17 protein-coding genes are annotated in these 21,425 nt (G+C 63.8%); 13 read left to right on the top strand and 4 right to left on the bottom strand.

Annotation, left to right across the window (positions count from 1 at the left end; all coding sequences use genetic code 11):
- Positions 1–268: 268 nt before the first annotated feature.
- The 3 genes from JOD78_RS13215 (at position 269) to JOD78_RS13205 (ending at position 5,426) form a co-directional block, all read left to right on the top strand.
- Positions 269–2,818, top strand: coding sequence for a PepSY domain-containing protein (locus JOD78_RS13215; protein ID WP_209567779.1), 2,550 nt, complete (start codon positions 269–271; stop codon positions 2,816–2,818).
- 228 nt (positions 2,819–3,046) lie between these two features.
- Positions 3,047–4,465, top strand: coding sequence for a cardiolipin synthase (gene cls, locus JOD78_RS13210; RefSeq protein ID WP_121044786.1), 1,419 nt, complete (start codon positions 3,047–3,049; stop codon positions 4,463–4,465).
- Between the two features lie 22 nt (positions 4,466–4,487).
- Positions 4,488–5,426, top strand: a complete 939-nt coding sequence (locus tag JOD78_RS13205; protein WP_134137169.1) for a hypothetical protein — start codon at positions 4,488–4,490, stop codon at positions 5,424–5,426.
- Here JOD78_RS13205 and JOD78_RS13200 read toward each other — a convergent pair.
- Positions 5,420–6,310 (bottom strand): LysR substrate-binding domain-containing protein, encoded by an 891-nt coding sequence (locus tag JOD78_RS13200; RefSeq protein WP_121044196.1) that lies wholly within the window; start codon positions 6,308–6,310, stop codon positions 5,420–5,422. The two genes, JOD78_RS13205 and JOD78_RS13200, sit on opposite strands and share 7 nt — an antisense overlap.
- Positions 6,311–6,525: 215 nt before the next feature.
- On the opposite strand from JOD78_RS13200, the gene JOD78_RS13195 reads away from it, so the two are divergent.
- The 5 genes from JOD78_RS13195 to JOD78_RS13175 all read left to right on the top strand — a co-directional run bounded on the left by JOD78_RS13195 (position 6,526) and on the right by JOD78_RS13175 (position 12,129).
- Positions 6,526–7,275 (top strand): SDR family NAD(P)-dependent oxidoreductase, encoded by a 750-nt coding sequence (locus JOD78_RS13195; protein ID WP_034332119.1) that lies wholly within the window; start codon positions 6,526–6,528, stop codon positions 7,273–7,275.
- 71 nt (positions 7,276–7,346) lie between these two features.
- Positions 7,347–8,393, top strand: a complete 1,047-nt coding sequence (locus JOD78_RS13190) for a TRAP transporter substrate-binding protein (protein ID WP_209567781.1) — start codon at positions 7,347–7,349, stop codon at positions 8,391–8,393.
- Positions 8,390–10,246, top strand: coding sequence for a TRAP transporter large permease subunit (locus JOD78_RS13185; protein ID WP_121044201.1), 1,857 nt, complete (start codon positions 8,390–8,392; stop codon positions 10,244–10,246). The genes JOD78_RS13190 and JOD78_RS13185 overlap by 4 nt, the downstream gene beginning before the upstream one ends.
- Before the next feature lie 36 nt (positions 10,247–10,282).
- Positions 10,283–11,128, top strand: coding sequence for a transketolase (locus JOD78_RS13180; RefSeq protein WP_134137171.1), 846 nt, complete (start codon positions 10,283–10,285; stop codon positions 11,126–11,128).
- Complete coding sequence (locus JOD78_RS13175) at positions 11,125–12,129, top strand: transketolase C-terminal domain-containing protein (RefSeq protein WP_209567782.1); 1,005 nt, start codon at positions 11,125–11,127, stop codon at positions 12,127–12,129. The genes JOD78_RS13180 and JOD78_RS13175 overlap by 4 nt, the downstream gene beginning before the upstream one ends.
- A gap of 90 nt (positions 12,130–12,219) precedes the next feature.
- Here the strand turns inward: JOD78_RS13175 and JOD78_RS13170 are convergent, their stop codons facing one another.
- A complete protein-coding gene (locus JOD78_RS13170) occupies positions 12,220–12,534 on the bottom strand; it encodes a c-type cytochrome (protein ID WP_088755289.1) in 315 nt (104 codons plus the stop codon).
- Between the two features lie 231 nt (positions 12,535–12,765).
- On the opposite strand from JOD78_RS13170, the gene JOD78_RS13165 reads away from it, so the two are divergent.
- The 3 genes from JOD78_RS13165 (at position 12,766) to JOD78_RS13155 (ending at position 15,281) form a co-directional block, all read left to right on the top strand.
- Positions 12,766–13,668, top strand: coding sequence for a LysR substrate-binding domain-containing protein (locus JOD78_RS13165; RefSeq protein WP_199725112.1), 903 nt, complete (start codon positions 12,766–12,768; stop codon positions 13,666–13,668).
- Positions 13,669–13,756: 88 nt separating this feature from the next.
- A complete protein-coding gene (gene lgt / locus JOD78_RS13160) occupies positions 13,757–14,593 on the top strand; it encodes a prolipoprotein diacylglyceryl transferase (RefSeq protein WP_121044207.1) in 837 nt (278 codons plus the stop codon).
- 118 nt (positions 14,594–14,711) lie between these two features.
- Complete coding sequence (locus JOD78_RS13155; RefSeq protein WP_134137174.1) at positions 14,712–15,281, top strand: YdcF family protein; 570 nt, start codon at positions 14,712–14,714, stop codon at positions 15,279–15,281.
- Between the two features lie 97 nt (positions 15,282–15,378).
- On the opposite strand, the gene JOD78_RS13150 is transcribed toward JOD78_RS13155, so the two are convergent.
- A complete protein-coding gene (locus JOD78_RS13150; RefSeq protein ID WP_121044213.1) occupies positions 15,379–16,008 on the bottom strand; it encodes a bifunctional 4-hydroxy-2-oxoglutarate aldolase/2-dehydro-3-deoxy-phosphogluconate aldolase in 630 nt (209 codons plus the stop codon).
- Positions 16,005–17,876, bottom strand: coding sequence for a phosphogluconate dehydratase (gene edd / locus JOD78_RS13145; protein ID WP_134137175.1), 1,872 nt, complete (start codon positions 17,874–17,876; stop codon positions 16,005–16,007). The genes JOD78_RS13150 and edd overlap by 4 nt, the downstream gene beginning before the upstream one ends.
- A 323-nt stretch (positions 17,877–18,199) precedes the next feature.
- Here edd and pgi point away from each other — a divergent pair, with 323 nt between their 5' ends.
- Together pgi and zwf are read left to right on the top strand one after the other, a co-directional pair.
- Positions 18,200–19,870 (top strand): glucose-6-phosphate isomerase, encoded by a 1,671-nt coding sequence (pgi, locus tag JOD78_RS13140; RefSeq protein ID WP_209567785.1) that lies wholly within the window; start codon positions 18,200–18,202, stop codon positions 19,868–19,870.
- Between the two features lie 51 nt (positions 19,871–19,921).
- The gene (gene zwf, locus JOD78_RS13135; RefSeq protein WP_121044221.1) at positions 19,922–21,388 is read left to right on the top strand and encodes a glucose-6-phosphate dehydrogenase; all 1,467 of its coding nucleotides are present in this window, start codon (positions 19,922–19,924) and stop codon (positions 21,386–21,388) included.
- The last annotated feature ends 37 nt before the right edge of the window (positions 21,389–21,425 follow it).

Below are 21,425 nucleotides of genomic sequence, written 5' to 3'. Positions count from 1 at the left end.
GATGGCAGGAGAATTTCCGGCAACATGCGCTCCTGGCTTGGTCGGCCAGGTTAACCAGCAAGACTGGCAAATAATTTCCTCAAGGAAAATTCATGATGGAGCTCGAAGAGTTTTGTGTACGGACAGCTACATCACGCCACCCAAAACAACAATAAGAATCATTTTCATCTGAACTATAATAGCGGCCTGACCCGCCGGTCGCCCCCGCTGCGGCCCGGCAGACAAGACCAACAAGGCGCCTGCGCGCCTCTCGCCGCCCTAGTGATACATGTTCAAGAAGATCTGGTTCCAGTTGCACTGGTTCATCGGCATTACTGCCGGCACCCTGTTGATGACCATCGGCGTGACCGGCGCCGTGCTGGCTTTCCGCGAAGAAATCATGGAGGCGCTGAGCCCCGGCGTGATGCATGTGCAAGTGCGCCAGCAGGCCACGCTCACGCCCCAGCAACTGCTGGACAAACTGCGTGAGGCCGAACCGGCCCGTCGCGTCACCACCCTCACCCTCACTTCTGAACCCGGCGCCTCGGCCCGCGTGGTCTTCGCGCCGCCGCCCGGGGTGCGGCGCGGTGAGGTGCGCTATGCCGATCCCTATACCGGCGCGCTGCTGCCGCCGGTGACAGGCGCGGAATTCTTCGAGTTCATCGAGCACTTCCACCGCTGGCTGCTGCTGCCCACCGAGATCGGCAAGATCGTGCTGGGCACGCTGGCACTGGCGCTGCTGGTGCTGGCGCTTTCGGGCCTCTACCTGCGCTGGCCGCGCCGCCCGCTGTCGCTGCGCGCCTGGCTGCGGCTGGACTTCCAGTTGCAGGGCCGCTCCTTCCTGTGGAACCTGCATTCGGTCATCGGTACCTGGTCGCTGGTGATGTATGTCGTGTTCTCCATCACGGGTGCCTACTGGGCGCTGGACTGGTTCAAGGACGGCCTCAATACGCTGGCCGGCGAGAGCCGCCGCCCCGCCATGCAACGCGGCGAAGGCAAGAAGAAACCCGCAGCGGACGAAGCCATCCCGCTGGAACTGACCCAGGCCTGGAACAGTTTCCTGGCCAAAGCCCCCAACTACCAGAGCGCCCAGCTGCGCCTGCCGGAACAGGGATCACAGCCGGTGCAGATCTTCTTCCTCGATCACGGTGCGCCCCATGAGCGCGCCCGCAGCCGCATGGTGGTCCTGCCGCAGAGCGGCGAGGTCCGGCAGCTGGAACGCTACGAGGACAAGAGCAATGGCGGCAAGCTGATCGCCGCCATCTATCCTCTGCACATGGGCACTTACTTCGGCCTGCCGGGCCGCATCATCATGGCCATCGCCAGCCTGATGATGCCGCTCTTCGGCATTACCGGCTGGATGCTCTATCTCGACCGCCGCCGCAAAAAAGCCGCGCTGCGCGCCGAACGTGCCAGCCTCAACGGCACGGCACCCGCTCCCGAAGGCGAACCGGTCCTGGTGGCCTATGCCTCGCAGACCGGCCAGGCCGAGCGCATCGCCCTGCATACCGCCGCCGGCCTGCGCCGCAGCGGCATCGCCGTGCAACTGCAAGCGCTGGCACAGAGCACGCCGGAGAGTTTGCGCCATCACCGCCGCATCCTCTTCATCGCCAGCACCTTTGGCGAAGGCGATGCACCCGACAGTGCACGCGGTTTTGAAAAGCGCCTGCGCCAGGCCGCAGGGCAGTCGCTGGCCCACGTGCACTACGCCATCCTGGCGCTGGGCGACCGTCACTACGCGCAGTTCTGCGGCTTCGGCCACACCCTCGACCACGGCCTGCGCCAGTGCGGGGCCAAGCCCCTGTTCCCGCTGGTGGAAGTGGACCGCATGGCCGGCGTGGCGCTGCGCAAATGGGAAACTGAACTGGCCGCCCACGGACTGCAGGCGAATGTGAGCGAACTCCTGCCCACCACTGCACCGGCATGGCAACAATGGAAGCTGACACGACGCGTGCTCATGAATCCGGGCAGCCAGGGTGCGCCGCTGTATCACGTGGAATTAAAGCCGCAGGACAGCAGCCTGCCCGACTGGCAAGCCGGTGCACTGGTCGAGATCCTGCCGCGCCACGCCCCGGATCGTATTGCCCTGCTGCTGCAGCGACTGCAGCTGGAGGGCAGCACCATGGTGAGCCATCAAGGCCGCCAAAAGACGCTGGCCGACGCGCTGGCCTGCAGCGTGCTTCCCACGCATCCCGCACGGGAAGCCCAAGCCCTGGCCGACCAGTTGCAGCCCCTGGCCGCGCGTTCGTACTCGGTGGCCTCGGTCCCACAGGATGGCGCGGTGCACCTGCTGGTGCGCCAGGTCCGGCATGAAGACGGACTGGGACTGGCCTCCGGCTGGCTGACCGAATTTGCACCAGGCGATGCCTCCATCGATCTGCGTCTGGTGGAGAACGCCGGTTTCGCCCCGGTCGCGGCCGATACGCCGGCCATCTTCATCGGCAATGGCTCGGGCCTGGCCGGCTTGCGCGGCCATCTGCGCGCACGCATGCAGCACGCAGAAACGCAGTCCCGCAACTGGCTGCTTTTTGGAGAACGTAACGAAAGTTACGATTTCCTGTATGCCGATGAATTGCAGGACTGGCTGGAACACGGCCGCCTGGCGCGCCTTGATCTCGCCTTCTCGCGTGACCAGAGCGAACGCCTGTATGTACAGGACCGCCTGCGTCAAGCCGGGCCCGAGCTGCGCCAGTGGCTGGACCAGGGCGCAGTCATCTACGTCTGCGGCAGCCTGGAAGGCATGGCCGCCGGTGTCGATGCCGTCCTCACGGACCTGCTGGGCGAAGCCGGCCTGCATGCCCTGATCGAACAGAATCGCTATCGCCGCGACGTTTACTGATGATTCCCGCCGGATGGATCGTCGATCCATCCGCCCCTCCTCCTGCGGGATGCAACAGCGCCCGCGCCCCCCTGTAGGCAGCTCCCGCTTTCCTTTGTAGGACAGTTCCGATTCGTGCCTGCGGCCGCGCTACGGCGCTGCAGCCGGGCATATACTCGTCCGCACAGCGTTGCCTGCCGACGCCGGACAGCGTCCCGGTCCATGGCAGCGCCCAACCGGGATCCTTCCATGACCAACAAGAAAATGAGATTGAGGAGCTGGTCCGCCGCCGGGCTCGCGCTGCTGCTGAGCTCGCTGATGCTGGCCGCATGCAGCTCGCTGCCCACCATCGTGCCCGACATGGACACGCAATCGGCCCGCACCATCCAGATGAAGGGCGGACGCGGCGTGCTCTCCGAGGCACAGGCCAAGGCCGCGCTGGACAAGCTGCGCGCGCAGAATGCCGACAACACCCTGCTGGACCGCCACGTGGCCATCGAAGGCGCCATCACCGGCTCGCCGCTGGTCACCGGCAACAAGGTCACGCTGCTCATCGACGGCCCGGCCACCTATGCCTCCATGCAGCAGGCGATCCAGGCCGCGCGCTATCACATCAACATGGAAACCTACATCATGGAAGACGATGAGGTCGGCCGCCAGTTTGCCGACCTGCTGATCGCCATGCAGAAAAAGGGAGTGCAGGTCAACCTGATGTATGACAGCGTAGGCAGCATCAATACCCCGCGCGAATTCTTCCAGCCCCTGATCGATGCGGGCGTGCATGTGCTGGAATTCAATCCGATCAATCCGACGCAGCTGCGCAAGGACTGGGCCGTCAACCAGCGTGATCACCGCAAGCTGCTGGTGGTCGATGGCAAGACCGCTTTCGTCGGCGGCATCAACATCAGCAGCGTGTATTCCAGCGGGTCCTTCAGCACCCGCAAGAAAAAACCGCAGCTCAACAAGGACGGCGAGCAGATCCCTTGGCGTGATACGCAGGTGCGCATCGATGGCCCGGTAGCGCTGGAATTCCAGAAGCTGTTCATCGAGACCTGGGGCAAGCAGCGCGGTCCCGACCTCGGGGACCATCGCTACTTCCCGCCCGTCGCCCCCGCCGGCAACGAGATCGTGCGCGCCATCGGCAGCTCGCCCGATGATCCCTACAGCATCATCTACGCCACCTTCATCTCGGCCATTCAACATGCGGAGAGTTCGATCTACCTGACCAATGCCTACTTCGTGCCCGATCCGCAACTGCGCGATTCGCTCAAGGATGCGGCCCGGCGCGGCGTGGATGTGCGCCTGATCCTGCCCTCGCACAGCGACTCCTCGCTGGTGCTCTATGCCTCGCGCTCCTTCTACAGCGAACTGCTGGAAGCGGGCGTGCGCATCTACGAGCGCCAGGACGCGCTGCTGCATTCCAAGACCGCGCTCATCGATGGCGTCTGGTCCACCATCGGTTCGACCAACCTCGACTGGCGCAGCTTCGTCTACAACCAGGAAATCAATGCCGTGATCCTGAGCCCGCAATTCGGTGCCCAGACCAAGACCATGTTCGACCGGGATCTTGGCGCCTCCAAGGAGATCACAAAGGAACAATGGGAGCAGCGCCCGATCAGTGAGAGGATGAAGGAATTTGGTGCCAGCGTCTGGTCCCGCCTGCTTTGAGCGCGGCGGGAGACGCCGGTGAATGAACGAGTGTACTGAAATCGAGAAGGAGTCCGGTTTGCGATCGATGCTGTCCCGTCTGACCTCACGCTTGTTGCTGGCTGCCACCTGTGCCTTGGCGGCCGGCAGCTGGGCACATGCCCAAACCCAGACCGGTGCGGTCGCCATGAAGAGCCGTTACGAAGAACTGCAGGGCGAGCTCAGCAACAACGCTTACCATCGCCCGCTCTACCTGAATTCGCGCGAGGAAGGCGGCAACGTCAAGGGCGACATCTATGCCGTGCTGAGCTATCCCTTTGCGCAAGTCCGCGAATCACTGGACAACCCCGATCATTGGTGTGACATCCTCATCCTGCACCTCAACACCAAGTATTGCCGCATGATGCGCGAGAACGGCAAGACCACCCTGCGCATGCAGGTCGGCAAGAAGACCGAACAGGATCTCAACGATACCTACCGCGTCGACCTGCGCTATCACGGCGGGGCCAGCGCGGCCGATTATTTTTCGTCCTCGATGCTGGCCGACAAGGGACCGCTGGACACCTCCAACTATCGCATCGAGATTGAAGCCATTCCGCTGGATGACAAGCGCTCCTTCCTGCATTTCAGCTATGCCTATTCCTATGGCATGGCCAGCAAGCTGGCGCTGCGTGCCTACCTGATGACGGCCGGCCGCGACAAGGTCGGTTTCAGCGTGGTCAAGCGCGAGGCCAACGGACAGCCGCAGTATGTCTCGGGCAGCCGCGCCACGGTGGAGCGCAATACCATGCGCTATTACCTGGCCATCGATGCCTATCTGTCCGGCCTGGAAGCACCGGCCGGAGAACGGCTGGAGAAGCGGCTGACGGCCTGGTACGGTGCGACCGAACAATATCCCCGCCAGTTGCATGAGGTGAGCCGCGAGGACTATCTCTCCATGAAGCGCAAGGAAGTGGCGCGGCAGCAGAAGGCCGCTCAGTAATCCTGCACTTCGGCCTGCTCACGCAGCCACTCAAGGAACGCAGCCACCGCAGGCCGGCGTGCATGATGCGCCGGGTAGACCGCAAAGTGCGCCTTGACCTTGATGGCGCGATCCAGTCCGAAGACCGGTTTCAGTTTCTTTTCCTCGATGTGCCGCGCGGCCACGGTCGCGCTCTCCAGCGCCACGCCCAATCCCTGGGTAGCGGCATCCAGTGACATCTGTGCGCGGTCGAAACGGACCGCGAACTGCTCCGGCGGACGCACGTCCGCAAATTCCCCGAACCAGTCCGACCACTGCACCACGCTCACGTTGCTGCGAATGAGCTTCACGCCCAGCAGATCGGCAGGTTTTTTGAGCTTGTACTCACGGATGAAAGCCGGGCTGGCCAGCGGCACGATGCGCTCTTCAAAGAGCGGCTCCACCACCAGTCCCGGCCAGTTGGGAATGCCGTAGCGGATGTCGATATCGACCTCGCCCAATTCAAAATTGCTCTGCGAATGCGCCGCCGAGAGATTGAAGGTGATCTCCGGATAGGTGCGCGCGAAATCATTGAGCCGCGCCATCAGCCACAGGCTGGCGATGCTGGGCGCGGAATGGATGTAGAGCGTATTGCTGACGCCCTGCCGCACATCCATGGAGGCCGCCGTGATGGCCGAGATCGCCCCCTGGATGCGCGCCAGGTAACTCTCCCCTGCCGTCGTGATGCGCACGCCGTGCGCGCTGCGCTCGAAGAGGCGAATGCCGAGATAGGACTCCAGCCGCGCCACCTGATGGCTTACTGCCGAAGCGGTCAGGTGCAGCTCGGCCGCCGCCAGCGCAAAACTCTTGCGCCGGGCCACCGCTTCGAAGGCCTGGAGGTTGGGTAACGGCGGGAGAACGGCCATGGACGGGCTCTCTGGCTAAGATGATGATCCGTCACTTTAACATGACGAGACTTCGCTTGTCGTCAGGCGAGGAAAGTTCGACCATGCGCATCAGAACAAAAACGGAGACATGGTCAAAGCCCTGCATGCTGCATGCTGCACGCTGCACGCGCCATCGCGCATCCGCGCTGTCTCCGCTGTTGCTCACTTCAACGCAAACATCTGGAGAACACGACATGCTGCTCAAGGACAAGGTTGCCGTCATCACCGGCGGTGCAGGAATCAACGGACTGGGCTACGCCACCGCGCGCCTGATGGCCGGACAAGGCGCCCGCGTGGTGGTGCTGGACCTGGCGCAAGCCGATCCGGCCGGTGCTGCCGCCCGCATCGGCAGCCAGCATCTGGGGCTGGTGGCGGACGTGACCGACAAGGCTTCCTGCGAGGCGGCCATCGCCCAGGCCGTCAAGCAGTTCGGCCGCATCGACATCCTGGTCAACAATGCCGGCATCACCCAACCCGTCAAGACGCTGGAGATCACCGGTGCGGATTACGACCGCATCCTCGATGTCAGCCTGCGCGGCACGCTCTACATGTCGCAGGCGGTGCTGCCGGCCATGCGTGCGCAGCAGAGCGGTTCCATCATCTGCATCTCGTCAGTGTCGGCGCAACGCGGCGGCGGCATCCTGGGGGGGCCGCACTATTCGGCGGCCAAGGCCGGCGTGCTGGGGCTGGCGCGTGCCATGGCGCGCGAGTTCGGCCCGGAAGGCATCCGCGTCAACAGCATCACCCCCGGCCTGATCGGCACCGACATCATCAAGGGCAAGCTCACCGAAGAAAAGAAGGCCGAGATCGCCGAGACCATTCCGCTGGCGCGCCTGGGCCGTGCCGACGACATCGGCGGTGCCTGCGTCTTCCTCGGCAGCGACCTCTCGCAATATTGCACCGGCATCACGCTGGACGTTAATGGTGGAATGCTGATTCATTAAACACAGCTTAATGCTCGCACGCCGGCCTGGCCGGCATCTTTCCCGCTATCAGAACAAACAGGAGACCAGACATGACCCAAGACAACAGCAAACCCGGCAAGACCGCCCTGAGCCGCCGCCAGCTGCTCAAGGCCGGTGCCGTGGGCGCGGCGCTGCCGCTGTTTTCCATCATGAGCCGTCCGGCCCATGCGGCCGAGTTCAACTACAAGTTCGCCACTGGACAAGATCCGTCGCACCCGGTCAACAAGCGTGCGCAGCAGGCCATCGACCGCATCCGTGAAGCCACCGGCGGCCGGCTGGACATCAAGCTGTTCCCGGCCAACCAGCTGGGTTCGGATACCGACCTGATGTCGCAGATCCGCAATGGCGGCGTGGAATTCTTCAACCAGGCCAGCGTGGTGCTGTCGACCCTGGTGCCGGCAGCCGGCATCGTCAACACCGGTTTCGCCTTCCACGACTACAAGGAAGTCTGGCAGGCCATGGATGGCCCGCTGGGTGCCTATGTGCGTGCGCAGATCGAGAAGGTGGGGCTGCTGACCATGTCCAAACCTTGGGACAACGGCTTCCGCCAGATCACCACCTCGACCAAACCGATCAAGACTGCGGGCGACCTCAAGGGCCTGAAGCTGCGCGTGCCGGCGGCACCGATGCTGACTTCGCTCTTCACCGCGCTCGGTGCCAGCCCCACGCCGATCAACTTCAACGAAGTCTATTCGTCGCTGCAGACCAAGCTGGTCGAAGGCCAGGAAAACCCGCTGGCCATCATCAGCACCGCACGCCTGTACGAGGTCCAGAAGTTCTGCACCATCTCCAATCACGTGTGGGATGCCTACTGGATCCTCGGCAACCGCCGCGCCTTCGAGAAGCTGCCCAAGGACATCCAGGAAATCGTGCGCCGCGAACTGGACAAGGCCGCCACGGATGAACGCGCCGACATCGCCTCGCTGGCCGGCTTCGCCCGCAATGACCTGCAGGGCAAGGGCGTGCAGATCATCGAGGCCGACAAGGATTCCTTCAAGGCTGCACTGGCGCAGGCCAACTTCTACAAGGACATGCGCGCCAAGTTCGGCGACGATGCATGGAAGCTGCTGCAGAACGCCGTCGGGAGCCTGGGATGAGCGCCCTGTCGCTGGAGCAGCCGGTGACGGATGATCGCTCCTTGGCGGCGCGCCTGGAAAACTGGCTGGGCCTGGCCATCGAGATTCCTGCCGCGGCGCTGGTGGTGGGCGAGGTGGTGGTCCTGCTGGCGGGCGTGATCATGCGCTTCATCTTCAACAACCCGATCCCCTGGGCCGATGAACTGGCGTCCATCCTCTTCCTCTGGCTTGCCAACCTGGGCGCGGCCGTGGCCCTGCGGCGCGGTACCCACATGCGCACCACCGTGCTGGTGGGTTTCATGAGCGAACGCGGCAAGGCCTGGGCCGAAGCCTTGGCCATCATCGCGCCCTGCGTGATGCTGCTGATCCTGATGCATCCGATGTGGGAATACGCCGAAGACGAAATGTTCGTACAGACCCCGGCGCTGGGCTGGCCCAACACCGTGCGTGCGGCGGCCGTGGCGGTCGGTGCGGCGCTGATGATTGCGCTGTCGCTGCTGCGTATCTCGCGCCAGAAGCTGGTCGACCTGGCCGGCGTGGTGGTCCTGCTGGCCGTGGTGGCCGGTGCCATGTATCTGGGCGCAGGCTGGCTGCAGGCCATCGGCAACTGGAACCTGGTGGTGTTCTTCGGTGTGGTACTGGGGGTGTCGGTGCTGCTGGGCATTCCCATCGCCTTCTGCTTCGGCCTGGCGACGGTGGCCTTCATGCTCACGGTCACCACCAGTCCGCTGGCCGTGGTGGCGGGGCGCTTCGACGAAGGCATGTCCTCGCTGATCCTGCTTGCCGTGCCGCTGTTCATCCTGCTGGGCCATCTGGTGGAGATGACCGGCATGGCCAAGGCCATGGTGGATTTCCTGGCATCGCTGCTGGGTCACGTGCGCGGCGGCCTGAACTACGTGCTGCTGGGGGCGATGCTGCTGGTCTCGGGCATCTCCGGCGCCAAGACCGCCGACATGGCGGCCGTGGCCCCGGTGCTGCTGCCGGAGATGAAGCGCCGTGGCAATCACGAGGGCGAACTCATTTCGCTGCTGGCGGCCTCGGGTGCCATGGCCGAGACCATTCCGCCCTCGCTGGTGTTGATCACCATCGGTTCGGTGGCAGGGGTATCGATTGCGGCGCTGTTCACCGGCGGCATCATGCCGGGCATCGTGCTGGCGGTGCTGCTGGCGATCCTGGCACGCTGGCGCAGCGCCGAGATTCTCGAAGGCATCCAGCGCGCGCCCGGCCGCGTAGTGCTGCGCACGCTCATCATCGCCCTGCCCGCGCTGCTGCTGCCGATCCTGATCCGCACTGCCGTGGTCGAAGGCGTGGCCACGGCCACCGAGGTCTCCACCATCGGCATCGCCTATTCGGTGGTGGCGGGTCTGTTGGTGTATCGCCAGTTCGACTGGAAGCGGCTCTATCCGATGCTGGTCGATACGGCTGCCTTGTCGGGCGCGATCCTGTTCATCATCGGCACCGCTACCGGCATGTCGTGGGCGCTGACGCAGTCGGGCTTCTCGCATGCGCTGGCTGAGGCCATGACCAGTGTGCCGGGGGGCAAGTATGGCTTCCTGCTGGTGTCGATCGCCGCCTTCATCGTGCTGGGCAGCGTGCTGGAGGGAATCCCGGCCATGGTGCTGTTCGCGCCGCTGCTGTTCCCGGTGGCCAAGGCCATCGGCGTGCATGAGGTGCATTACGCCATGGTCATCATCCTCTCCATGGGCGTGGGCCTGTTCGCACCGCCCTTCGGCCTGGGCTACTACGCCGCCTGCACCATCGGCCGCGTGCATCCGGACGTCGCCGTCAAGCGCATCTGGCCGTATCTCGGCGCGCTGGTGGTGGGCCTGCTGATCGTCGCCTTCGTGCCGTGGTTCTCGATTGGCTTCTTGTGATTTTTTACGTTTTCATTCCTCTAGCAAGGACTCGCAATGTCTGACAATTTGGCAAACCTGCGCGCAAGCGCATACCGCATCCGCCGCAATGCCGTGCGCATGGGCGAGGTCCAGGGCCAGGGCTACATCGGCCAGGCGCTGGGCTGGGCCGACGTGCTGGCCGTGGCCTACAAGCACGCCATGCAACTGCGCCCGGATGATCCGGAATGGAGCGGCCGCGACCGCTTCCTGCTCTCGCACGGGCACTACGCCATCGCCCTGTATGCCGCCCTGATCGAGGCCGGCATCGTCCCCGATGAAGAGCTGGAATCCTACGGCAGCGATGACAGCCGCCTGCCCATGTCGGGCATGGCGACCTATACGCCGGGCATGGAAATCTCCGGCGGCTCGCTGGGCCAAGGCCTGGCCATCGGCGTGGGCATGGCGCTGGGCCTGCGCTACAACAACAATCCGGCCTTCGTCTACAACTCCATGTCCGATGGCGAGCTGGATGAGGGCTCGACCTGGGAAGCCGCCATGGGCGCGGCCCACCACCAGCTGGGCAACCTGATCTGCCTGGTCGACATCAACAACCAGCAGGCCGATGGTCCTTCCAGCAAGGTGATGGGTTTTGAGCCGCTGGCCGACAAGTGGGCGTCCTTCGGCTGGTACGTGCAGCGGGTTGATGGCAATGACCTGGCCGCCGTGGTGCGGGCTTTCGACAATGCTCGCCACCTGAAGGACGCCAAGCCGCGCGTGATCCTGTTCGATACCCTGATGGGCAAGGGCGTGCCCTTCCTGGAGCAGCGCGAGAAGAACCACTTCATCCGTGTGGATCCGCCCGAATGGCAGCAGGCGCTGTCCATCCTCGACCAGTCTTATCAACAAGGAAGCCAAGCATGAACACCGTCGCAGAGAAGAAACCGCGCCTGACCACTTCGGCCATGATCGCCTCCATCGCCGCCGAAGGGCAGCGCGTGCAGGCGGCCCCGTTCGGCAAGGCCCTGGTGGAATACGCAGCGGACCGCCCCGAGATCGTGGGCCTCACCGCTGACCTGGCCAAGTACACCGACCTGCATCTGTTCCAGAAGGCGTATCCCGAGCGCTTCTTCCAGATGGGCATGGCCGAGCAGTTGCTCATGGCCGCCGCCGGCGGCATGGCCAAGGAGGGACTGGTGCCCTTCGCCACCACCTATGCGGTCTTTGCCACGCGGCGTGCGTATGACTTCATCCACCAGGTGATCGCCGAAGAAAACCTGAACGTGAAGATCTGCTGCGCCCTGCCCGGCCTGACTACCGGTTACGGCCCCAGTCACCAGGCCACCGAAGACCTGGCGATGATGCGCGCCATTCCGGGCATGACCATCGTCGACCCCTGCGATGCGCTGGACCTGGAGCAGGCGGTACCGCAGATCGCGGCGCACCAGGGCCCGGTCTACATGCGCCTGGCGCGCGGCAACGTGCCGCTGGTGCTGGATGAATACGACTACAAGTTCGAGCTGGGCAAAGCCAAAGAGATCCGCGATGGCAACGACGTGCTGATCATCTCCAGCGGCTTCATGACCATGCGCGCACTGGAAGTGGCCAAGGCGCTGGAAGCCGACAACGTCAGCGTGGGCGTGCTGCACTGCCCGACCATCAAGCCCTTTGACGAAGCCACGGTGGTGGAGCAGGTCAGCAAGAAGAACCGTCTGGTGGTGGTAGCCGAGAACCATTCGGTCATCGGCGGCCTGGGCGAGATCGTTGCCACCACGCTGATGCGCCACCGCGTGCAGCCGGCGGGCTTCCAGATGGCCGGGCTGCCGGACGCCTTCCTCGATGCGGGCGCGCTGCCGACCTTGCATGACCGGTATGGGATCAGTTGCGAGGTGTTGAGCCAGCGGATCAAGGAGTGGCTAAAGTAATCGCTTGTCAGCGCATACGGACGCTGACCAGAACGCAGACGATAAAAAAGGAGACCTCGGTCTCCTTTTTTCATGGCGGTTTGCTGATGCTTACTTCAGGCTCAACACCCACTTCACCAGCTCCTTCGCCTCAGCCTCGGTCACCTGGCCCTTGTTGGCCGGCATCGCTACCGCGCCCCAGACACCACCGCCGCCATTGAGGACCTTCTGGGTCAGCTTGGCTTCGGCATCCTTCTGGCCGGCGTATTTCTTGGCCACTTCCTTGAAGGCGGGGCCGACGATCTTGGCATCCACCGAGTGGCAGGCCATGCAATTCTTGGACTTGGCCAGTTGCGCATTGGCCATGGCTTCGGCGGAAATGGCCGAACCGGCCACCAGGGTGGCGATCAACAACAGGTATTTCATGGGGGCTCCTCAGCAAGCGGTGGACGACGGTCAGGCCTGCAGCGGCATTCTCCAGGCGCTTCGCAGGCGGGGCTATTCTACCCGGCTTCGCCACGCCCCCTCTATCTGCCCTCGCGTATATCTGTCATAGATCAAATTCCATGACGGAAATATCACGCCCCCCTCGCCTTGTCGCCCTGCAAGGCCGGGGATATCATGGACGCCCGACTCATTCGGATCCGATATCAGTCCATGTCCGACCATCCCCGCCTGGAATTGCGCCAGCTGCGCTACTTTGCCGCCGTCGCCGAAGAAAAGCATTTCGGCCGCGCCGCCGCGCGCCTGCACATGACCCAGCCGCCGCTGTCGCAAACCATCGCCGCGCTGGAGGAGCAACTGGGTACGCCCCTGTTCCAGCGCACCAAGCGCAGCGTGGCGCTCACGCCGGCCGGCGAGGCATTGCTGCCGGAGGTCCAGCGCATCCTGCAACAGGCCGCCGCGCTGCCCGACCTGGCCCGGCGCGCGGCCAGCGGGGCCTCCGGACTTTTATCGCTTTCCTTCATATCGAGTGCGGACTACAGCATCCTGCCCCCGCTCCTGCAGCGCTTCCGCGCGCGTTATCCGCAAGTTCAGATCGAATTGCGCGAAGCCACCACCGATATCCAGCTGGAAGACCTGATGCAGGGCAAGATCGACGCCGGCCTGCTGCTGCCGCCACTGCCGGAGAAAGCCGCCGCCGTGCTGGATGTGCGTCCGGTGCTGTCGGAGCCGCTGATTGCGGCGCTGCCCGAAGGCGCGGTCAAGAGACGCGGACCGGTGTCGCTCAGGAGCCTGCGCGAGCTGCCGCTGATCATTTTCCCGCGCCGCATTGCACCGGCCTTCCATGACACCATCCTGTCCTGCTTTCGCGATGCGGGCGTGACGCCCCATATCGGCCAGGAGGCAATCCAGATGCAGACCATCGTCGGCCTGGTCTCGGCTGGCATGGGAATGGCGCTTGTGCCACAATCCGTCTCGAATTTGAAACGCCCGGGCGTGGACTATCGCCGGCTCTCGGATGCGGCACCGGAAATCCAGACCGGCCTGGCCTGGCGGCGCGACAACCCGTCCGGCGTGCTGCGCGCTCTGCTGGAGCTGCTGGACATGCCTGCCTGATCCCGCCGCATGGGAATGGCTGCCGCGAACTTGCGCAAGCCGGCGCGCTCCAACCGCCGTTCCGCCCAACAACAGAAAGATCAAACTCATGCTCGTCCACCCCATGCCCGACCCGATCGCCATCCACATCGGGCCGCTGGCCGTCCACTGGTATGGCCTGATGTACCTGCTGGCCTTTGCCCAATTCATCGCGCTGGGACGCCTGCGCATCAAGCAGCCGCACATTGCCGCCGTCGGCTGGAAGAAGGAGGACCTCGACGACATGCTCTTCTATGGCGTGCTCGGGGTGGTGTTGGGCGGGCGGCTGGGCGAGATCCTGTTCTACAACCCGGCGTATTACTTTGCGCATCCGGCCGACATGATCGCGGTCTGGAAGGGCGGCATGTCCTTCCACGGCGGCTTCCTGGGCGTGATGCTGGCGATGTACCTGTGGGGCCGCAAGCGCGGCCGCAACCTGATGGACATCATGGACTTCATCGCACCGATGGTGCCGCTGGGGTACGCGGCCGGCCGCCTGGGCAACTTCATCAATGCAGAACTGCCGGGCCGTCCGGCCGATCCTTCGCTGCCCTGGGCCATGATCTGGCCCAACGTCGACAACATCCCGCGCCATCCTTCGCCGATCTACCAGATGCTGGTCGACGGCATCCTGCTGTTCATCATCCTGTGGATCTTCGCACGCCACTCGCGTCCCCGCATGGCGGTGGCGGGCATGTTCTCGCTGCTGTATGGCTGCGCGCGCTTCTTCACCGAGTATTTCCGCGTGCCGGATTATGAGGTGCATTTCGGTGGCATCACCATCTCGGCCGGGCAGATGCTGTCGGTGCCGATGATCGTGCTGGGGATCATCTTGCTGGTGTTGGCTTACAGGCTCAGGCAGCAGGCGCAAGCGCCGGTGGAGCCGGCAGTAGTGGCCAAGAACTAGACAAGCAAAAACTGGTAAAAGAAAAACAAAGACAGGCAAAAAGGGCGGGCAGCGATATCCATCGCGCCCGCCCTTTTTTCTTGATTCATCACCCTGCAATCACCCTCTGACCACTCCAATGAAACGACTCATCCTCATCACGACAAGCGTCCTCTTGATCGTCATGACATGCCTGCTGGGCATCGTACTGACCGGCCTGCTCGATGACATCCAGAAGAGCGATGCGGGCATCGTACTCGGCTCCAAGGTCATGCCGGACGGCACGCCCTCTGACCGCCTTCGCGCAAGACTGGACAAGACCGCCGAACTGTATCGGCAAGGCATGTTCCGGCACATCATCGTCAGCGGAGGCACAGGCAAGGAAGGCTTCAGCGAGGCGCAAGTCATGGCCGCCTACCTGAGCGAAGTACAATCCGTTCCCCGTTCGGCCATCCTTCTGGATGAGCAGGGCAACACGACCATGGCAACGGCGGTCAACAGCGCAGCGATCATGCAGGCCCAGGGTTTACGCAGCGCCCTGGTCGTCACGCAGTTCTTCCACATTCCGCGCAGCCGTTACGCGCTGCACCGCGTCGGCATCGACACCGTTCATTCAGCACATGCGAACTACTTTGAAGCCCGTGATTTCTATTCCCTCGCTCGCGAAATGATCGCACTACCAGCCTACTGGCTGGGCAGCAGACAATGACCAAAACAAAAAGCCCCGGCTGCAAACCGGGGCTTTTTTGATTCGATCAGACGGCCGGAAAAACCCGTCACCGTCCTCTCTCAAGGCTGTGGAAAACTCAAGCCTTCTTCAACGCAGCCGCCGCCTTGGCGATCTCGGTGATCTTGTCCCAGTCACCGGCCTCGATGGCCGCCTTCGGGGTCAGCCAGGAGCCGCCCACGCACACGACGTTCTTGCACGCCAGGAACTGCGGTGCCGTCTCTTGCGTAATACCGCCCGTCGGGCAGAACGACACATCGGACAAGGGGCCGGCAATACCGTTGAGCATGCCCACGCCACCGGCCGGCACAGCCGGGAACAGCTTCAACTGACGGAAGCCGGCTTCGCGCGCAGCCATCACTTCGGACGGCGTCATCACGCCCGGCAGCAGCGGCAGGCCGCTGCGCTTGGCCGCTTCGATCAGCGCCGGGGTCAGGCCCGGCGAGACGCCAAAGACCGCACCTGCATCACGCGAGGCAATGAACTCTTCGGGCGAAGTCAGCGTACCCACGCCCACGATGGCGTCCGGCACCGACTCGGCAATCGCACGGATAGCCGGCAGGCCGTGTTCGGTGCGCAGGGTGATTTCCAGCACGCGGATCCCGCCCGCGACCAGGGCGCGTGCCAGCGGCACGGCGTGTTCGAACTTGTCGATGGCGATCACCGGGATGACCGGCGAGGCGCGCATGATTTCCAGTGTGGTCTTCATACCGTGACTTTCTCTTTCTCAAAAATCGGCGGCAGGCCAAAGGTGGCGCCACCCTCTTCTGCGGTTCCCACCGCGTTGCGGAACAGACTGAACAATTCACGGCCCATGCCGTGCTGATTGCCCGACAGGTCGCTGCTGTCCAGGCCACGTGCTTCCCACTCGGCTGCCTCCACCTTGGCTTGCAGCGTACCCGCATCGGCGTCCAGGCGGATGATGTCACCGGTGCGAACGCGGCCCAGCGGACCACCGCCCAGCACTTCCGGCGTGACGTGAATCGCGGCCGGTACTTTACCCGATGCGCCCGACATGCGGCCATCGGTCACCAGCGCCACGTGACGGCCCTTGTCCTGCAGGATGCCCAGCGCCGGGGTCAGCGAGTGCAGCTCCGGCATGCCATTGGCACGCGGACCCTGGAAGGTGATGACGGCCACGAAGTCGCGGTCCAGCTCGCCGGCCTTGAAGGCGGCCATGAAGGCTTCCTGCGAATGGAATACCACGGCAGGTGCTTCCACCACACGATGCTCGGGCTTGACGGCAGAGATCTTGATGACCGCGCGGCCAAGGTTGCCCTGCAGCAGCTTCAGGCCACCATCGGCCGCAAACGGCTTGGCCACCGTGCCCAGCACGCCTTCGTCGCCGCTCGTGGCGGGCGCATCGTGCCAGGTGACGATGCCGGGACGGCCGTTCTCGCCTTCAGCTGCCAGCATCGGTTCCTTGCAGTGCTGGCGCAGGCCCTGGCCGAGGATGGTGGTGACGTCGTCATGCATCAGGCCGGCATCGATGAGCTCACGCAGCACGAAGCCGGTGCCACCAGCCGCATGGAAGTGGTTCACGTCGGCCGTACCGTTGGGGTAGATCTTGGTGATCAGCGGCACCACGGCCGAGAGCTTGTCGAAGTCGTCCCAGTCGATCACGATGCCGGCGGCCTTGGCGATGGCCACCAGGTGCAGGGTGTGATTGGTGGAGCCGCCGGTAGCGTGCAGCGCGACGATGGCATTGACGATGGACTTCTCGTCGATCATGCGGCCCACTGGCGTGTATTGCGAACCGAGGTCGGTGATCTTGGCAGCCTGCTTGGCGGCCGCAGCGGTCAGCGCATCGCGCAGCGGGGTATTGGGGGTGATGAAGGCGGCACCCGGCAGGTGCAGGCCCATGGCTTCCATCAGCATCTGGTTGCTGTTGGCGGTGCCGTAGAAGGTGCAGGTACCGGCCCCGTGATAGGACTTCGATTCCGCTTCCAGCAGCTCGGCGCGGCCGATCTTGCCAGCCGTGTAGAGCTGGCGGATCTTGACTTTGTCGCTGTTGCTCATGCCGCTGGTCATCGGACCGGCGGGCACGAACACGGCCGGCAGGTGGCCGAAATGCAGCGCGCCGATCAACAGGCCCGGCACGATCTTGTCGCATACGCCCAGGTACAGCGCCGCATCGAACATGTTGTGCGACAACGCGATGGCAGTGGCCATGGCGATGGCGTCGCGCGAAAACAGCGACATCTCCATGCCGCTCTGGCCTTGGGTCACGCCATCGCACATGGCCGGGGTGCCGCCAGCGAATTGCGCCACGGCACCGGCTTCACGCGCGGCTTCTTTCAGGATCTGGGGGAAACGCTCGAAGGGCTGGTGCGCGGACAGCATGTCGTTGTAGGCCGAGACGATGGCCAGCGACGGAGCCTTGTCTTCCTTCAACTTCAGCTTGTCATTGGCGGGGAAGGCGGCGAAGCCGTGCGCCAGGTTCGTGCAGGCCAGCGCGCCACGCTGCGCGCCCTTGCGGCGCGCGGCTTCCAGGCGTTCGAGATAAGCGGTCCGGTAAGGACGGCTACGTTCGGCGATGCGTTGGGTGACGCTGGCTAAGGTAGCGTTGAGAGACATTGTCGGTTTCCTGTTAGCGTTAACACTGTAATTTTACTACACAATTTTGGCCGAATGAAATCATACACTTAGAGCACTGCAGCAGGCCAGTCGCGCCCGTCTTTTCATTGGTCAACATCATTCCGCTTCAAAACCCTTATCACTTCCGGCTTTGGGGCGCAGCGCGCCGATGCCGCACGGCAATGTAACGGGCCGGTCATAAACTGTAGTGAAACTACCACTTTGGCGACATTTGATGTATAGTCAACCGCGTTGCCCCGAGAACATGACCACGGCCGGCCGCGCTGCCAACCAGGTCAAGACAGCCAACCGACACCCAACTCATGCATACCACCGCCCTGACCGACACGGCCGCCTTCCAGGCATTGCAAGCACATCACGCCACGGCAGTTCAATGGCATCTGCGCGACCTGTTCGCCCAACAGCCCGACCGTTTCGAGCGCATGCACGTGCGTGCCGCCGGGCTGCTGCTGGACTACTCCAAGAACCGGCTCAATGCCGACACGCTCTCTCTGCTGATGAGCCTGGCCCGCGAGCGCGGCGTGGAAACCCTGCGCGAAGCCATGTTCAGCGGCGAGAAGATCAACTTTACCGAACAACGCGCCGTCCTGCACACTGCCCTGCGCGCACCGGCTGATGATCGCACCGCGCAAGTGGACGGACAGCCCGTGGCGCAGGAGGTTCACGCGGTCTTGCAGCACATCCGCGCCTTCTCCGAACGCGTACGCAGCGGCCAATGGCGCGGCTACACCGGGCGCGAGATCACCGACATCGTCAACATCGGCATCGGCGGCTCCTTCCTCGGCCCGCAGATGGTCTGCACGGCCCTGCGCGATTATCGCCACGCTCGCCTGACGGCGCATTTCGTTTCCAACGTCGATGGCCATGATCTGGATGAGGTGCTCGCGCGCATCGATCCCGAGACCACGCTGTTCATCGTCGCCTCCAAGACCTTCACCACCCAGGAAACCATGCTCAACGCCAAGTCGGCGCGCGCGTGGTTCTTGCAGCATGGCAAGTCCGAAGATCTGGCCAAGCACTTCGTGGCCGTCTCCACCAATGCCAAAGAAGTCTCGGCCTTCGGCATCGATACCGAGAACATGTTCCCCTTCTGGGACTGGGTCGGTGGCCGTTACTCGGTGTGGTCGGCGATCGGCCTGCCGATCGCCCTGCTGATCGGCTATGACAACTTCGCGCAATTCCTGGCCGGCGCCCACGCGATGGACCGCCATTTCCGCGAAGCACCGCTGGAATCGAACATGCCGGTGATCCAGGCCCTGGTCGGGATCTGGAACCGCAACTTCCTCGACAGCGCCTCGCTCACCATTGCGCCCTATCACCAATGGCTGCGCTTCTTCCCGGCCTACCTGCAACAGCTGGACATGGAGAGCAACGGCAAGCGCATCACCCGTGACGGCACACCGGTCTCGGTACAGACCTGCCCGGCCATCTGGGGCGACGTCGGCACCAATGGCCAGCACGCGTATTTCCAGCTGCTGCACCAGGGCACGGACATCACGCCCATCGATTTCATCGCCGTACTCAAGCCTTCGCACACCATTGCCGAGCATCAGGAAGCGCTGCTGGCCAACTGCTTCGCGCAGTCGGAAGCTTTCATGCGCGGCAAGGACGCCGACGAAGTGCGCGCCGACCTGCAGGCACAGGGTGTGCCGGAGACGGAACTCGCGGCCCTGATCCCGCACAAAACCTTTGACGGCAACCGTCCCAGCAACACCCTGCTGCTGCCCGAACTGAGCCCGCATGCACTGGGCGCGATGATTGCGCTCTACGAGCACAAGACTTTCGTGCAGGGCGCGATCTGGGGCATCAACAGCTTCGACCAATGGGGCGTGGAACTGGGCAAGGTCCTGGCCAAGACCATCCTGGCCGAACTGAAGTCCGGCACCGCACCGGATGCCGCGCGGCATGATGCCTCCACCAGCGCCCTGATCGCACTGGCGCGCGAGGCAGCCCGCACCGGGCAGCAAAGCTAGCAACCACGTAGCGCCAACCCGCTACTTCACGCACAAGAGACAACACACACCATGGCTACTTCTGATTTCGATCTGGTTTTATTCGGCGGCACCGGCGACCTCTCGATGCGCAAGCTGCTGCCGGCGCTGTACGCCCGCGAGCGCGCGCGCGACCTGCCGGCCGATGCCCGCATCATCTGCTTGGGCCGCGATGAAAAATCGCGTGAGGATTTCCTCAAGCTGGTGGAAAAGGATTCCAAACCCCACGTGCCGGCCGCCAACCTGGACGCCAGCGTCTGGGACCGCTTCACCAACCGCCTGCAATACGCCTCGGTCAATGCCAAGGAAGCCGGCAGCTTCAGCCACCTGAAGGAAGCCCTGCGCGAAGTCGACGGCCTGGCGCGCGTGTTCTACCTGGCCACACCGCCCAGCCTGTTCGCTTCGATCTGCGAGAACCTGTCCAAGGCCGGCCTGGTCACGCCGACCTCGCGCGTGGTGCTGGAAAAACCGCTCGGCCGCGACCTCGAAAGCGCGCGCAACATCAACGCGCAAGTGGGCCGCTACTTCCAGGAATCGCAGATTTTCCGTATCGACCACTACCTCGGTAAAGAGGCGGTGCAGAACCTGCTGGCGCTGCGCTTCGGCAATGTGCTGTTCGAACCCCTGTGGCGCCGTGAATGGATTTCCGACGTGCAGATCACCATCGCCGAAGAGCTCGGCGTCGGTGGCCGCTTCGATTACTACGACACTTCCGGTGCCCTGCGCGACATGCTGCAGAACCACCTGCTGCAATTGCTCTGTATCGTGGCCATGGAACCGCCGGTATCGAACTCGGCCGATGCCGTGCGCGATGAAAAACTGAAGGTGCTGCGCTCGCTCAAGCGTTTCACCCCGACCACGCTGGCCATGAACGTGGTGCGCGGCCAGTACCGCGCCGGTCACGTCGATGGCGTGGCCGTACCTGGCTATCGCAAGGAAGCCGACGCCAATCCCGATTCGCGCACCGAGACCTATGTCGCCGTGAAGGCCGAGATCGATACCTGGCGCTGGGCCGGCGTGCCCTTCTACCTGCGCACCGGCAAGCGCATGGCCGATTCGCTGGCCGAGATCGTGGTGCGCTTCAAGAGCGTGCCGCACGCCATCTTCGCGCATCAGAACGACACTCCCAATTGCCTGGTGATCCGCCTGCAGCCGGACGAAGGCCTGCACATGAACCTGATGGCCAAGCAGCCCGGCGACGGCATGCGCCTGCGCCCGGTGGAACTGGAACTGGACTTCCGCGAGAAGTTCAAGACCCCGCGCATGGATGCCTACGAGCGCCTGCTGCTGGACGTGCTGCGCGGTCACCTCACGCTCTTCATGCGCAGCGACGAACTGGAAGCCGCCTGGGAATGGGTCGAACCCATCCTCACCTACTGGGACCAGCAGGAAGCCGACCCCGTGCCCTACAACGCCGGCACCTGGGGCCCGGCTGCCGCGAGCGCACTGATCGGCCGCGATGGCCTGCAGTGGCGCGAAGAAGCGCTGCCCGAGGTCTGAGGCCACACGCTTAGCGTCACCAGGCCACTGCCATGTC

This window comes from Herbaspirillum sp. 1130 (assembly GCF_017833835.1).
In the GTDB taxonomy this organism is placed as follows: Bacteria; Pseudomonadota; Gammaproteobacteria; order Burkholderiales; family Burkholderiaceae_D; genus Herbaspirillum; species Herbaspirillum huttiense.
This window is presented reverse-complemented; position numbering and strand designations above follow the sequence as displayed.

What these genes read in the sequence shown, in the direction of transcription:
- JOD78_RS13215 (WP_209567779.1), top strand. Translation starts at nt 269, where the DNA reads ATGTTCAAGAAGATCTGGTTCCAGTTGCACTGGTTCATCGGCATTACT.
- cls (WP_121044786.1), top strand. Translation starts at nt 3,047, where the DNA reads ATGACCAACAAGAAAATGAGATTGAGGAGCTGGTCCGCCGCCGGGCTC.
- JOD78_RS13205 (WP_134137169.1), top strand. Translation starts at nt 4,488, where the DNA reads ATGAACGAGTGTACTGAAATCGAGAAGGAGTCCGGTTTGCGATCGATG.
- JOD78_RS13200 (WP_121044196.1), bottom strand. Translation starts at nt 6,310, where the DNA reads ATGGCCGTTCTCCCGCCGTTACCCAACCTCCAGGCCTTCGAAGCGGTG.
- JOD78_RS13195 (WP_034332119.1), top strand. Translation starts at nt 6,526, where the DNA reads ATGCTGCTCAAGGACAAGGTTGCCGTCATCACCGGCGGTGCAGGAATC.
- JOD78_RS13190 (WP_209567781.1), top strand. Translation starts at nt 7,347, where the DNA reads ATGACCCAAGACAACAGCAAACCCGGCAAGACCGCCCTGAGCCGCCGC.
- JOD78_RS13185 (WP_121044201.1), top strand. Translation starts at nt 8,390, where the DNA reads ATGAGCGCCCTGTCGCTGGAGCAGCCGGTGACGGATGATCGCTCCTTG.
- JOD78_RS13180 (WP_134137171.1), top strand. Translation starts at nt 10,283, where the DNA reads ATGTCTGACAATTTGGCAAACCTGCGCGCAAGCGCATACCGCATCCGC.
- JOD78_RS13175 (WP_209567782.1), top strand. Translation starts at nt 11,125, where the DNA reads ATGAACACCGTCGCAGAGAAGAAACCGCGCCTGACCACTTCGGCCATG.
- JOD78_RS13170 (WP_088755289.1), bottom strand. Translation starts at nt 12,534, where the DNA reads ATGAAATACCTGTTGTTGATCGCCACCCTGGTGGCCGGTTCGGCCATT.
- JOD78_RS13165 (WP_199725112.1), top strand. Translation starts at nt 12,766, where the DNA reads ATGTCCGACCATCCCCGCCTGGAATTGCGCCAGCTGCGCTACTTTGCC.
- lgt (WP_121044207.1), top strand. Translation starts at nt 13,757, where the DNA reads ATGCTCGTCCACCCCATGCCCGACCCGATCGCCATCCACATCGGGCCG.
- JOD78_RS13155 (WP_134137174.1), top strand. Translation starts at nt 14,712, where the DNA reads ATGAAACGACTCATCCTCATCACGACAAGCGTCCTCTTGATCGTCATG.
- JOD78_RS13150 (WP_121044213.1), bottom strand. Translation starts at nt 16,008, where the DNA reads ATGAAGACCACACTGGAAATCATGCGCGCCTCGCCGGTCATCCCGGTG.
- edd (WP_134137175.1), bottom strand. Translation starts at nt 17,876, where the DNA reads ATGTCTCTCAACGCTACCTTAGCCAGCGTCACCCAACGCATCGCCGAA.
- pgi (WP_209567785.1), top strand. Translation starts at nt 18,200, where the DNA reads ATGCATACCACCGCCCTGACCGACACGGCCGCCTTCCAGGCATTGCAA.
- zwf (WP_121044221.1), top strand. Translation starts at nt 19,922, where the DNA reads ATGGCTACTTCTGATTTCGATCTGGTTTTATTCGGCGGCACCGGCGAC.